Annotated in this window: 11 protein-coding genes; 2 read left to right on the forward strand and 9 right to left on the reverse strand. The window is 72.4% G+C overall.

The annotated features are described in order from the left end of the window. Positions 1-155: 155 nt before the first annotated feature. Entirely contained in the window at positions 156-623 is a 468-nt protein-coding gene (locus ACZ4MH_RS32020; RefSeq protein WP_351599208.1) for an RDD family protein, read from the reverse strand. 283 nt (positions 624-906) lie between these two features. On the opposite strand from ACZ4MH_RS32020, the gene glnA reads away from it, so the two are divergent. After that, the gene (gene glnA, locus ACZ4MH_RS32025) at positions 907-2,316 is read left to right on the forward strand and encodes a type I glutamate--ammonia ligase (protein ID WP_351599207.1); all 1,410 of its coding nucleotides are present in this window, start codon (positions 907-909) and stop codon (positions 2,314-2,316) included. Positions 2,317-2,378: 62 nt separating this feature from the next. Here the strand turns inward: glnA and ACZ4MH_RS32030 are convergent, their stop codons facing one another. Then, positions 2,379-3,494, reverse strand: a complete 1,116-nt coding sequence (locus ACZ4MH_RS32030; RefSeq protein ID WP_351599206.1) for a PP2C family protein-serine/threonine phosphatase — start codon at positions 3,492-3,494, stop codon at positions 2,379-2,381. A 246-nt stretch (positions 3,495-3,740) separates the two neighbouring features. Between ACZ4MH_RS32030 and ACZ4MH_RS32035 the strand changes: the two genes are divergently transcribed. Further along, positions 3,741-5,846 carry an ATP-binding protein gene (locus tag ACZ4MH_RS32035; RefSeq protein ID WP_351599205.1) on the forward strand — a complete coding sequence of 702 codons (2,106 nt, stop codon included), beginning with the start codon at positions 3,741-3,743 and terminating at the stop codon, positions 5,844-5,846. A gap of 10 nt (positions 5,847-5,856) precedes the next feature. Here ACZ4MH_RS32035 and ACZ4MH_RS32040 read toward each other — a convergent pair whose 3' ends face one another. The 7 genes from ACZ4MH_RS32040 to ACZ4MH_RS32070 all read right to left on the reverse strand — a co-directional run bounded on the left by ACZ4MH_RS32040 (position 5,857) and on the right by ACZ4MH_RS32070 (position 13,126). Continuing rightward, positions 5,857-6,066 (reverse strand): hypothetical protein, encoded by a 210-nt coding sequence (locus tag ACZ4MH_RS32040; RefSeq protein WP_351599204.1) that lies wholly within the window; start codon positions 6,064-6,066, stop codon positions 5,857-5,859. Positions 6,067-6,174: 108 nt separating this feature from the next. Beyond that, the gene (locus ACZ4MH_RS32045; RefSeq protein WP_351599203.1) at positions 6,175-6,936 is read right to left on the reverse strand and encodes a GNAT family N-acetyltransferase; all 762 of its coding nucleotides are present in this window, start codon (positions 6,934-6,936) and stop codon (positions 6,175-6,177) included. Positions 6,937-7,140: 204 nt separating this feature from the next. Further along, on the reverse strand, positions 7,141-8,514 hold the full coding sequence (locus ACZ4MH_RS32050) for a hypothetical protein (RefSeq protein ID WP_351599202.1): 1,374 nt from the start codon (positions 8,512-8,514) through the stop codon (positions 7,141-7,143). Beyond that, positions 8,511-9,332: a hypothetical protein gene (locus ACZ4MH_RS32055; RefSeq protein ID WP_351599201.1), complete on the reverse strand. Its 822-nt coding sequence runs from the start codon at positions 9,330-9,332 to the stop codon at positions 8,511-8,513. The genes ACZ4MH_RS32050 and ACZ4MH_RS32055 overlap by 4 nt, the downstream gene beginning before the upstream one ends. A 132-nt stretch (positions 9,333-9,464) precedes the next feature. After that, positions 9,465-11,309: a choline/carnitine O-acyltransferase gene (locus ACZ4MH_RS32060; protein WP_351599200.1), complete on the reverse strand. Its 1,845-nt coding sequence runs from the start codon at positions 11,307-11,309 to the stop codon at positions 9,465-9,467. Beyond that, positions 11,306-12,169, reverse strand: coding sequence for a class I SAM-dependent methyltransferase (locus ACZ4MH_RS32065; RefSeq protein WP_351599199.1), 864 nt, complete (start codon positions 12,167-12,169; stop codon positions 11,306-11,308). Before ACZ4MH_RS32065 ends, ACZ4MH_RS32060 begins: the two co-directional genes overlap by 4 nt. An 87-nt stretch (positions 12,170-12,256) precedes the next feature. Continuing rightward, positions 12,257-13,126 carry a HalD/BesD family halogenase gene (locus ACZ4MH_RS32070; RefSeq protein WP_351599198.1) on the reverse strand — a complete coding sequence of 290 codons (870 nt, stop codon included), beginning with the start codon at positions 13,124-13,126 and terminating at the stop codon, positions 12,257-12,259. Positions 13,127-13,300: the final 174 nt, after the last annotated feature.

Below are 13,300 nucleotides of genomic sequence, written 5' to 3' on the forward strand. Positions count from 1 at the left end.
GGCTAGAGGGGGCTGGCTGGGTGGTGTGGTGCACCCTTCCCCCCGAGAAACACCAACGGCAGGCACCAAAAGAGAATAAACTCGGCCCTCCGCCCCCTCCCCGCTTCTCTTTACGTGTGAGGTCTGCGGTTCCTCTTCACGTGTGACGCCTGCGATCAGATCCGTACCTGGACGGCCCGCGCCAGGCGGTCGTGCAGGCCGCGGCCGTCGCGGTCCCAGATCGCGGCGGGGATGACGATCATCAGCGCGACCGTACGGACCAGCACGCGGGGCAGCGACAGCCGGCCGCCGCCCTCGGCGACCACGCGCAGGCCCAGCAGCCGCTTGCCCGGGGTGAAGCCGACCGTGCCGACGGTCAGCAGGCTCAGGACCAGGAAGACCAGCAGCGCCCAGTTGCTCGCCGCGTTCGCCCGGCCGCCGCTGAGCAGCCCGTACGCGATGAGCATGCACAGCGCCCAGTCGATGAGCAGGGCCACGAACCGGCGGCCCGGCCGGGCGACCGAGCCGGGGCCGTGCTCCGGCAGTCCCAGCTGCTGCCCCCGGTAACCGAAGTCGACGCCCATGTCCTCGGCCGCCGCGCGGGGCCCGGAGAGCCACGATCCCATTGCTTGCCTGTTGTCCACCCGTCCACGGTACTGCGACCGCATACATTTCCCGCTGGGCGGGGCACCGGAACGGGGTGGGCGGCGACCACCCCGCCGTACGGGGTACGGGGCCGTCCCGGCACGCGGCCGGGGCGCCAGGACGGGCCACGGCCACCGCGCGCCGGTTAACCTGGGCGAAACAAATGGGTCATGCTTGGGAAATCCCGCCTACCTATGGTCGGGCGAGCGCGCCACCGCACATGGTCGCGATCCGAGGAGCAACCCCGAGCCGCCGACCGGTGACCGGGCTAGGAGGAGTTGGATGTTCCAGAACGCCGACGAGGCCAAGAAGTTCATCGCGGACGAGGACGTCAAGTTCGTCGACGTCCGGTTCTGCGACCTGCCCGGTGTGATGCAGCACTTCACGATCCCGGCGAAGGCGTTCGACCCGAACGAGGAGCTGGCGTTCGACGGGTCCTCGATCCGCGGCTTCCAGGCCATCCACGAGTCCGACATGGCGCTCCGCGCGGACCTGTCGACCGCCCGTGTCGACCCCTTCCGCCGCGACAAGACCGTCAACATCAACTTCTTCATCCACGACCCGATCACCGGCGAGCAGTACAGCCGTGACCCGCGGAACGTGGCGAAGAAGGCCGAGGCGTACCTCGCCTCCACCGGCATCGCCGACACCGCCTTCTTCGGCCCCGAGGCCGAGTTCTACGTCTTCGACAACGTGCGCTTCGAGACGTCGGCGAACCAGTCCTTCTACCACATCGACTCCGAGGCCGGCGCCTGGAACACCGGTGCGGTGGAGAACAACCGCGGCTACAAGGTGCGCTACAAGGGCGGCTACTTCCCGGCCCCGCCGGTCGACCACTTCGCCGACCTGCGCGCCGAGATCTCCCTGGAGCTGGACGCCGCCGGCCTGCAGGTCGAGCGCCAGCACCACGAGGTCGGCACCGCCGGCCAGGCGGAGATCAACTACAAGTTCAACACGCTGCTGGCCGCGGCCGACGACCTGATGCTCTTCAAGTACATCGTGAAGAACGTCGCCTGGCGCAACAACAAGACCGCGACCTTCATGCCCAAGCCGATCTTCGGTGACAACGGCTCCGGCATGCACGTCCACCAGTCCCTGTGGGCCGGCGGCGACCCGCTCTTCTACGACGAGCAGGGCTACGCGGGCCTCTCGGACACCGCCCGCTACTACATCGGCGGCATCCTCAAGCACGCCCCGTCGCTGCTGGCCTTCACCAACCCGACGGTGAACTCCTACCACCGCCTGGTCCCCGGCTTCGAGGCCCCGGTCAACATGGTGTACTCGCAGCGCAACCGTTCGGCCGCGATGCGTATCCCGATCACCGGCTCGAACCCGAAGGCCAAGCGCGTCGAGTTCCGCGCCCCGGACCCGTCCTCCAACCCGTACCTGGCCTTCTCCGCGCTCCTCCTCGCGGGCCTGGACGGCGTGAAGAACAAGATCGAGCCGGCCGAGCCGATCGACAAGGACCTCTACGAGCTCGCTCCCGAGGAGCACGCGAACGTCCAGCAGGTCCCGACCTCCCTCCCCGCGGTACTCGACGCCCTGGAGGCGGACAACGAGTACCTCCAGCAGGGCGGCGTCTTCACCTCGGACCTGATCGAGACCTGGATCGACTACAAGCGCACCAACGAGATCGCCCCGATCCAGCTCCGCCCGCACCCGCACGAGTTCGAGCTGTACTTCGACCTCTAAGAGGCGGGGCCGAGGCGCCTGGGCGGAAGCCTGATCGCCCGGCCAGTTCGCTGATGGTTGCGTCAGATTGACCAGTGAGGGCCGCCACCCGGATTCGGGTGGCGGCCCTCAGTGATGGGTGCCGGGGCGGGGGCGCGCAGCTCGGTGGGGCGGCACAGGACGAGGGTGAGGTCGTCGGTGAGCGGGGCGCCGACGTGGGCGACGACGGCTCCGTACAGTGCGTCGAGCGCTTCGAAGGACGAGGGGGCGGCCAGGGCCGCGGGGCCGTGTTCGAGGAGCGGGAAGTCGGCGCCGGCCGGGTCGCGGGCCTCGCTCAGGCCGTCGGTGTAGAACAGCAGCCGGTCGCCGGGGTCCAGCCGGAAGCGCTGCAGCCGGGGCGCCGGTTGCAGGCCCAAGGGCGTGGCGGGGCCGGTGGGCGACTCCAGCAGGCGGATCCGCTCGCCCGCCCGGAGCGGCGCGGGATGGCCGCAGTTGACCAGCCGGACCTCACCCGGGGCGAACTCCGCGAAGAGCGCGGTGACGAACTCCTCCGGGCCCAGCTCGGGGGCGAGCCGGGCGTCGAGCTTGCGGGCCAGGTCCGGGAGCTCGGGGGTGAGCTGGGCCAGCTCCCGGAAGGCCCCGATGACCTGCGCGGTGGTGCGCAGGCAGGCGAGGTCGTGGCCGGACACGTCCGCGATGAGGACGCGCGGCCCGTACGGCGTGTGGACGGCGTCGTACACGTCACCGGCCACCGACGCCCGTTCCACGGCGCAGTGCTGCCGGGTGCACACCTCGATGTCGCCGACCCGCGCGGAGACCGGGTGCATGATCGCGCTCTGGGCCGCCCGCGCCACCTCGGTGACCTGCTTCAGCTCGGCCCCGCGGGCCGTGTGCGCGGCGGCGGTACGGACGGTCAGCGCGCTCGTCGCCAGCAGGAGGAGGTAGTCCAGGGCGAAGCGCGGCGTGGTCACGAGGCCGTGTGCCGTACCGGCGGCGAGGGCCAGCAGCAGGGCCCAGGCGGCGAGCGCGGCGGTGTGGTGGGCGTCGTGCCGGGGGCAGACCAGTAGGGGGCCGATGACGAGCGCGGTGACACCCGGCGTCCGGCCTCCGGTCACCACGTTCAACACGGCGAGGAGCAGGCTCACCACGAGCGCGACGGCCCACAGGCCCGGGACTCCCCACCGCCCCCTCAAGGCCATGCGACCGCCCGCTTTCCGAGTCGTCCGCCCCTCCCGACGGCGGAGCGACCACTCTGCTGGAAATCCCTGGGACACGGACCGGAAGACCGAAGATGGCCTGGCGGGAACGAACGTGGCGGTCTGGCGAAGACTTCTGCGCGTCGGCCGCGCCAATAGCGTGCGGCTCCCGCGAATCCCGTGCCCGGGGCCGTGTGCGGCAGCAGACTGGGGCGGCGGCCGGACGGCGGCCGCAAGGGAAGGGGCGCCGTGTCGAGAGCATCCGGCCCGGGACGGCTGGTGGGGAACCTGCCGCCGGAGCCGACGAGTCTGGTGGGGCGGGAGTGCGAACTCGCCGCGATCGAGGCCATGGTGGCGGATTCACGGCTGGTGACGCTGGTCGGCGTGGGCGGGGTCGGCAAGTCGCGGCTGGCGTTGCGGGCGGCCGCCCGGATGAGCCAGTACTTCGCCGACGGGGCGTGGCTGGTCCCGCTGGCCTCGCTGCGGGCCCCGGATCTGCTCGGCATCACCCTGCTGGAAGAGCTGGGCCTGGCCGACCAGACCACCCGGCCGGCCCTCGAGGTGGTCGCCGAGTGGCTCGCGGACAAGGAGCTGCTGCTCGTACTCGATTCGTGCGAGCACCTGGTGGGGGCCTGTGCCGAATTGGTGCGCGTCCTGCTGGCCGCGGCGCCGGGGCTGCGCGTGGTGGTGACCAGCCGAGAGCCGCTGGGGGCCGCCGGGGAGCGGCAGTTGCCGGTGGATCCGCTGCCCGTGGAGGATGCCGAGCACGCGGACAGCGACGCGGTACGGCTCTTCGCCGTCCGCACGGCCGCCGTCGTGCCGGGCTTCGAGGTCGGCGCCGTCAACCGGGCTTCGGTGCGGGCCGTCTGCCGGCGTCTTGACGGTATTCCGCTCGCCATCGAGCTGGCGGCGGTCCAGGTGCCGGAACTGCCCGTCGAGCAGCTCTGTGACCGGCTGGACGCCCGCTTCGAGGTGCTGACCGCACGGACCGCCGGCCACAACGGTGACGTACTGCCGCGCCATCTGACGCTGCGGACGACCATCGGCTGGAGCCATGAGCTGTGCCTGCCGGCCGAACGGCTGCTGTGGGCCCGCCTGTCGGTCTTCCACGGCGGCTTCGACCGGGAGGCCGCGCGGGCCGTGTGCGCGGGCGGCCCGCTCGACGCCGCCACGGTCCCCGCCGCGCTGGACGGCCTGGTGGCCAAGTCCCTGGTGCGCCCGCGGCCCACGGACGATCCGGCGCGCCCGCGCTACGACATGCTCGACACGGTGCGCGAATACGGCGCGGAGTGGCTGCACCGCCTCGGCGAGGAGGACGAATGGCGGCGCCGGCACGGGGAGTTCTACCGGGCCCTGGCCCGGGAGGCCGACGCCTCATGGGTCGGCCCGCGGCAGCTGGCCTGGAGCGCGCGAACGATCACCGAGCACGCCAACCTCCGCGCCGCGCTGGACCACAGCCTCTCCGGCTCCGACGACAGCGGCGCACTGGACCTGGCCGGGACGCTGTGGTTCTTCTGGTACGCCTGCGGGTTCGCCCGCGAGGGGAGCCACTACCTGGACCGGGCGCTCGACCGCTGGCCGGTGCCCGGCCGGATCCACAGCAGGGGCGTTTACGCGCGCGGGCTCGCCGCCATCGTTCAGGGCGACACCGAGGTCGCCACCCGGATGGGCCACGAGCTCAAGGCGGCAGCCGAGAAGGAGGGCACCCCCGGAATCCGGAACGCCGCGGCCCATATCGAAGGCACCGCCCTGGTGCTGCAGGGGCAGCCGCAAGCCGCCCTCGCGGCGCTCGACGCGGCGCCGTACCGGCAGGAGGCCCCCGGCCCGTACGCGGTGTCGGGGCTGCTGGTCTGGAACACCCGGGTGTTCGTCCTCGTACAGCTCGGCGAGTCGGTCCGGGCCGAGGCAGAGGCGGACGAGCTGTGCGCGGCGTGCGAGAGCCGCGGCGAGCTCTCTGCCCTGGCGTGGGCCCGCTACATGCAGGCATGGAACGCGCTCGGCCTCGGCCGGCCGCAGGAGGCGGCCGATTGCGCCCGTACCGCCCTGGAGGCGAAGGCCCAGCTCCACGATGGCATCGGCGTGGCCATGTGCCTCGACGTACTGGCTTCGGCGCTCGCGGAGGAACCCCGCCGGGAGGCGGAGGTGGCCCGGCTGCTCGGCATCGCCGAACGGCGCTGGCACACCCTCGGCCGACGGCAGGCCGGCGTCCCCGAACTGGTCGCCGCCCGCGAAGCCTGCGAGCGCCGCCTCCGGCAGACCATCGGCGGCCCGGCCTACGAGACGGCGTTCCGCGACGGCTTGGCCGCCGAGACCGACGAGGGTCTCGCGTACGCCCTCAACACCCGCCCTCGCTGAGTACGGGCGGTCAGGAGGCGGCTTGTGAGACGCCGCTCGTGAGTTGGGCCAGGAAGTCCAGGATTCCCTGACCAAGCGGGGTCGTGGCGATGAGGACTCCGAATGCCACGGCGGCGATCACCACCATGACCTGATCGATTCGCTTTCTGGGCCTCGGGGGGCGGCGCATCACCACGAAGAGGATGACAGCAAGTAAGAGCGCCAGGTCGATGGTCAGCAATTGCCGGACCTCCCGTCTGCACGTCGGCGGACGTATGCCCCACTCCCCTGGTATAGCCCGAAACGGGAGATTCCGCGCCTGCGCTGCGGGGAGAGTCCGGTCGTGCGGTCAGTGCGCCGGGATACGCGCCGAGACGCAAGGGTCCTCGTTGCGGTAGCCGAGGCGGGTGTAGAGGCGGTCGGCGGGGGTGTTGTCGGCGAGTTGCCAGAGGGTGCAGAAGCCGTGGTGCCGGACGGCGTGCCGGGTCAGCCAGGAGGTCAGGGCCGCGCCGAGGCCCTGGCCGCGCTGGGTGGCGTCGGTCGCGACGGAGGCCATCAGCGGGGCGCCGCTGTCCCGCAGACTGCTCAGGGCGCCGCAGGCGACGAGCCGGCCGTCGGCGCCGCGGATGCCGGCCCACAGGCTGACGTCGGCGGAGCCGGGGCCGGTGGAGTGGCCGGGGCTGTGCTCGCCGAGGAAGGCCTGGAGTTCGGCGTGGTGGGACTCGTCGAGGACGACGACCCGGCCCTCGCCGCGGTGGACCGGGGGCTCCTCCAGCGTCCAGCGGAAGATCCACTCGACGATGTCCGTCACCGGGAGATGGCGGCCGACCAGGGTCTCGGTGCCGCGGGGGCCGGTGAACTCCCGTACCCGGTCGGGCAGGGCCAGGGCCGCGCGCAGGACGAGGCCGGCGGCGGCGTCCGGCTCGCCCACGGACCACACGTGACCACGGACGTCGTCGAGCCAGGCGGCGGCGCCGTCACCGGTCCAGCTGATCCGGTCGGCCGGGCGCGGCCGGGCGGCGCCGAAGCGCAGCAGGGCGGCGCCTGACCGGCGCTCCAGGCCCTGGGTGAACAGGTCGGCGGCTCGGGGGACAAGAGTCGTTGCCTGCATTGCTCTCTGGGAAGGGAGGAGGGACGGACGGCGGTGAAGCGACATTCCGGACACGCGGGAGGCACGACCGGAAGGTCTGTGGAGGAGGGGTGTTCCCGGCAGCGGCAGCGCACACGGCGCGCCCGGCCCACCGGGACGGCCCACTGTGGCATACCGCCCCCGGGCCGGGGCAAATCCGGCATCGACCGGCCGGCCCGCGCGAAGTCAGTGGGCCAGGAAGAGGCTGGTGCTGTTGCCGCTCTCGCGGTAGACGACGAGGCCGTCGGGGGGTGGCGCCCCGGACACGACGAACGGTCTGCCGTTGTCGCTCAGGGTGTGCTCCGTGACCTTGCCGGTCCTGTCGGTGAGGCGCAGCCGGACCGTGAAGGAGTAGTCGGCGTCGCCCGGTTCCACCCCGAAGAACAGGGGTGCCTGGCCGACGGGGTCCGCTTCTCGGCGGGCGAGGTCCAGCTCCGTTCCCGTCATGACGGGGAGATCCGTACCGGGTGTGGCGCCCGCCAGGTACACGGCCGCCGTCTCGCGCTTGCGGTCCATGTCCTGCTGCCAGTTGTCGGCCAGGCAGGCGTAGCCGGTGCCGCCGCGCCGCGGCTCGACCTTCTCGATGTGCAGACGGACGTCCGCCGTGAGGGACTGCTCGGTGCGGGAGGCGACCTGCGCCAGGAAGGTGCTGTGCCCGGTGTGCCGGCCGCCTGCGGCGACGAGGGTGCGGTACATGCGTACGCAGGGCACTCCCGGTACGTCCAGGGTGCCGGCGATCCGCCGGACGGCAGGGACCTCATGGTCGGTGGTGAGCTGCCAGGGTGCCTGGGAGCCGGGGGTCAGCCAGAGTCCGCGGGCGGAGAGCCGGTGATCGCCGACCGTGCCGTTGTGCGGCTGCCCGGCCAGCGGGATGTTTCCGCCGCCGTACTGCCACACCTCCCGGTCCGCGTCCGTCGCGACAGGCGGGGCCGGAGGGGCGAGGGTGAACGGCCTGCCGCCGTCGTCGATCCGGAGCTTTCGGGGTTTCCCGTTGTCGAGCACGTCCAGTTCGATCCACCACTGGCAGGAACAGCTGTGGGTACGGACCCGGACGAAGCCGCCGGTGGTGCCGCCCGGGCGCACGTACTGGCTCAGCGGCCGGCCCGTCGGCGTACCGTCCAGGCTCTGCTCGGCGCGCAGCCGCATGCCGTAGCCCAGGGCGGAGCCACCGGTCTCGGAGCACGCCACGTCCCGGCCCTCCGGCAGCGGGAGGCGCTTGCCTCTGATCACCTTCACCCCGCGGACGAGCAGTGCCCGGCCGGCCGGTGCCGCGACGGTGAACGCCGCGGTGGCCGTGCCCCGGGGGACCGCGCCGCGCTCGCTCGCCCAGGCGTGCAGCGGAAGGCAGCCGCCGGCCGGGTCGAGCAGCCGGCGCGGCACGGGGCGCCCGGTCCGTACCGTCGCCGTCCAGCCGCCCGATTCCCCCAGTACCGAGCGGCCGAGCACCTGGACGTCCGGCCCGCCCCCGAGCGTCTCCGGTCCGCCGGCCCCGGCTCCCACGAGCGCGCCCACGACGGCGCCGGTCACGACCGCGGCGAGGAGGAGACCGCGGCGTCTCACGACCGCACCCAGGTGTTCGCGTTCTCGTCGCACCGGTAGTGCGTTCCCCGTTTGCTCACCGGGCCCAGCGCGAACGGCTTTCCCCCGTCGTCCACCCGCAGCGTCCCCTTCGTCGTGCCCTGGGTGTAGTGGATCTCGATGACGTACCTGGAGAGGGCGGGCCCGGCCGTCACCCGCACGTCGAAGATCGCCGGTTCGTCCTGCTTCGCGAGCTGGATCTGCTCGGTGGGATAACGGCCCACGAGCTCGTCCCCGTCGTACTCCTCCGCCTCCTTGTCCGCGCTCCCCAGATCCAGCCGCACCCGGGTGACGCCCGTGCTGCCCTGGGCTCCGCCGCACGAGAAGAACGGTCCCGAAGGGGCCGGCTTCTCCGCGGTCGTCACGGCCCGCACGCCCGTGATGACGGCCGGCGACTTGGCGAAGTTCATGAGCGTCAGCCGGATGCGCATCATGCCCGCGTAGCTGCCACCGTCCTTGACGAGGGTGTCGAACTGGCTGTCCGCGTCCCCGGCGGAGAGCCCGAGGGCGTGGAGATCCACGGGGTGCGGCATCGCCACCGTCCGGACGTCCCGGGTCCTGTCCCACCAGACCTGGGACTCCGCGGAGAGGCCGCGGCCTCCCGGGACGGCGCCCGCGCTCGTCCAGGTGTCGAAGTAGTTCGTGACCAGTGCCGCCACGAAGCTGCTGATCACGACGCCGGCGAGCGCCATTCCCCAGGTACGCAACCGCGGGAACCGCGCGCCGCCTTCCGGCGCGCTCCCGCCGTCGGCCACCGTGGCATCCGCCGTACGTGCCGGCTGTTCCCGTTCCTCGCTCACGTGGCCCCCTCCGCCGCACGGTCAACTCCGGTACCAGAGAAGGTTTCTACCCGTTTTCGGCGGCGGGTGGACAGGAAATACGCCGAGGGCCGCCACCCCGTCGCGGGTGGCGGCCCTCGGCGCGGCAGGGGGTCACTCCCCCGTCAGCAGCTCCCGGAGTTCGGCGACCGCGGTGCGGAGGTGGTCCGCGAAGGCGTGCATCTGGTCGGCGACCGCGCGGGGGGTGCTCAGGTAGAGGTTGAAGCGGTCGGGCAGAAGGACGTAGGCGATGCCGATGCAGCGGCTGCTCGTGGAGCCGAAGCCGAAGTACTGGATGTGCGCCGACGGCGCCGAGCTGGTGCTCAGGTAGTCGTCGCGCATGGTCACCCAGCCCGGGGACCGGTAGAGGGCCGGCTGCTCGGTCACGCCCAGGTCCGCGCCGCGGCGGCGCTGGATCAGCTCCAGCTCCCACAGGTGCTGCTCGGGCGCTTCGCCCGCCTGGCACTCCTTGGCGCGGGTGACGTGGGCCGCCGCGGCGGTGCGGAAGGCGGCGCGGCGGGCTTCGGCGTCGGCCGCCGGGTCCTCCATGGCGGCCACGAACGCCTGGATCTCGGGGGTCACCACGCGCATGGCCTCGGTGCGGCCGCGCCGCCACTGGCGGGTGGCGATCGACTCGTACGTGGCGCCCAGCCGGCCCTTCGCGCGCTGGTGGGCGAGCTGGTAGGCGAGCTGCACGAAGGCGTCGGGCGAGACGCGGAGGGCCTTGGCCGCGGTGCTGCCGAAGTCCTCGAAGGACACCGTCTGGGTGGCGGTGTCCGCGCCGTACTGGGCGAAGGACTCGGCGGCGGCGCGGGCCCTGGCCCGGAGGGCGTCGTCCAGCGCGAAGACGACCGGGGCGATCTCGGGCCGGCCCTGGGAGCGGGCGCCGGAGAGCCGGGAGTGCTCCTCGGCGGGGCTGCCGAGGAGGGTGTCGACGAAGCTGAGGATGGTCGTGCCGTCCAGGCCGCAGTGCTCGACGTTGATGCCGGCCCGGCCGTCGGCGAAGACGACGAAGGAGACGGCCTTGTCGAACCAGCGGTTGCCGCGGTCCCCGTAGAGCAGCTCGTCGCAGGTCTCCTGGGTGTCGGCGGGCGCGAAGTCCTCCAGACAGACGCAGAAGAGGGCGGTCTCGACGGTGTCGAGCGCGGCGGCGTTGCCGGGGTGGTACGCGAGGAGGTCGTCGCGCGCTGCGGCCCATTCGGCGCGGGCCATCGTGGTGAGGTGGCCGACGGGGGTGTGCGCGGCGGCCGGTTCCTCGCCGGCCTTCACGACGGCGGCCAGCCCCGCTTCGAGGTCGGCGAGGCTGTGCGGGGTGCCGTCGGCGCCGAGGACGTCCATGCGGTACATCGCGCCGCGGAAGAAGACGACGATGTGGCGGGCGTCGGAGGGGCCGGGCCAGTCCTCGGAGTAGGGGTGGCGGACCGTGTCCTGCTCGGCGCCGGGGATGCGGGTGGTGGAGAAGAGGTACTTGTTCTGCTCCATGGTCTGCGGCGCCCCGCGCAGCACCACGGGCGGGATCTCTTCCCGGTCGAGCTGCTTCTTGTAGGCGAGCGCCGCGGCGATCAGCCCGGCCGCCCGCTCGGCCTGCGGCTGCCCGGTGTCCTGGAAGAGGAAGAAGAAGTTGGCGTTGAGGGCGATGCGGTCCCGGCGGCCGAGGTAGCGGTAGGGCCAGAAGGTGTCGAGCCAGCTGTGCACGCCGGGCGTGCGGTCGTACCCCGCCAGCGCCGCCTGCAGGACCGGGCCCGGGCCGTCCGGGCTGCGGAAGGCGGCGACCTCCGCCTCGGTCGCCGCCCGCTCCTCGGGGGTCAGCAGCGGCCCGCACCAGGCGAGGAACCGCTCGCAGCTGTCCTCCAGCGAGGGCAGCGGCACCCGCGGCAGGGTGTCCTCGTGGGCGAAGGTGGGGGTGGTGGAGGCGGCGGTGGCCGAGGGGGCGGTGGCCGTGCCCTGACTGGGGTTCAAAGCTGCTCTCGATTCGGGTCGTGAGGATCTTGGGACCGGAGGCGTCCTGCCGGGCCGTACGGCCGGGAGACGTAGAGCTGTGCGTACAGCCAGCCTTCCGCTTCCAGCCCTGTGGCATCCACTCCGGCCGCCGACATCGTGTCCAGGACGAGCGCCTGCTCCTCGGGGGAGGCGAACCGGCGCTGTTTGTACATCCCGTCGACGCGGGTGGTCTCGTAGCCCAGGGCCGCCAGCTCCCGCTCGACGGGGTCGAACGGGAACATCCGCAGCACGAAGTGGGCCATCCAGGGCCGGCGGCCGCCCTGCGCGCGGACGACGCGGGTGAGGGTGCGTTCGGTGACGTAGCCGATGCAGCCGGTGGAGAAGACCAGGTCGGCGCCGGACAGCAGGGCGCGCTGGTCCGGCGTGGGGTCGTGGTTCTCCAGGTCGGCGTGGACGGTGCCGTCGAGGAAGCCGGCCTGCCGCGCGTAGGACAGCGCGTTCTCCGAGGCGTCGAGGCCGACGAAGCGGGTGGGCTGCGCGGGCCGGCGGGCGCGGGAGAGCTCCCGGTCCCGGGCGAGCAGCTCCTCGCGCGTCAGCCCGGCGGCCGCGTCGTCGCCGTAACGGGCGTACAGCTCGTCCATGGTCACGTCGTACTTCAGCAGCGCTGCGTTGATGCCGTACGAGCAGCCGATGTCGACGACCTTGGGCACCGCCACCCGCCGGGCCTCGCGGTACTCCTTCAGGAGCTTGGCGAAGTACGGCTTGGCGAGCTGCGGTACGCAGTAGTCGAGCGTGCGCAGCACGGTGAAGTACGCGCGCGGGTCGGGCCGCGTGTAGATGTGGTCGAGCGAGACTTTTCCGGTCGTGTCGAAGCGCACGGGGTTGCTCCTCGGATCGCGAGTGGGAAAACGTCCTGCGGCGTGCTGTGGGGCGCCCCCGTCACAGGGAGGATGCCCCGCGGCGGCTCAGTCCAGCAGTTCGTCCCCCCGCACGGCGCGGCCCTCGGCCGCCAGGTGCTCGGGCAGCACCCGGCCGAAGAGCTGGCGGGTGCGGGCCACGCTGCCGATGACGCCGGGGCGCTCGCTGTACGCGAAGATCGCCGAGTGGCGGGCTGTGCCGCCCCCGACGGGGCTGACGCGGTGCAGGGAGTAGCGGCCCTTGAAGAGCTGGAGGTCGCCGGTGTGCAGCGGGAGGCGCCGCACCAGCCGCTCGCCGCGCCCGGCCAGGACGTCCCGTACGTCGTCGAAGTGCTCGTCCTTCGCGGACCGGATGTTCGGGCAGTACTCGAAGGCGCCGCCGGTCTCGGACTCCTGGGTGAGCATGGAGACCGTGAACTCGTTGGTGTCGAAGTGCCAGGGGTGTTCCCGGCCGGGCGCGACGACGTTCAGGACGAGGCCGGCGAGCGGGTCGGCGAGCTCGTACAGCTCGGGGAGGCCGAAGCAGCGGGCGACGAAGGAGCGGAACGCCTGGTGGCGGTGGAGCCGGCTGATGAGCGCTTCGGCCGGTATGTGGTCGCGGGCGACGAAGGCGTTGCCGCGCTCGAAGGTGGTGCGGCCCGGGTGATCGGCGGGCAGGTCGGCGTCCACGGACGTGTTGTAGACGTTGACCGTCTCGACGTCGAAGTACGCGCGGGGCGCGAGGGCCGCGCACTCCTCGCGCAGCAGGTCGCGCAGGGCCGGGCGGACGAAGTCCGGCAGTACGGTGCAGCCGACCGTGGCCAGCTCGTGGCGGGCGCGGGCGGTCAGGGCGCGGCCCTCGGCGCCGTCCGGATCCGCCAGGGGGTAGCGGGCCGTGTCGACCAGTTCGTCGAGCGCCATGGCTTCAAGTGTGCTCATGCGATCCTCTCCACGCGTGCGGGTGGCGTGCCAACTGTACGGAGGAGTAACGCAGTTGAACGTGTCACAGTGTCGCAATGTTGTCTGTGACACGACACACGGCGTGTTCACGCATACTGACCGGCCATTTCGAGACGGTCCGGGCCCGGGGCCCGCATGGCGTGCGTCACAGCG

This window comes from Streptomyces sp. NPDC026301, from assembly GCF_055567935.1.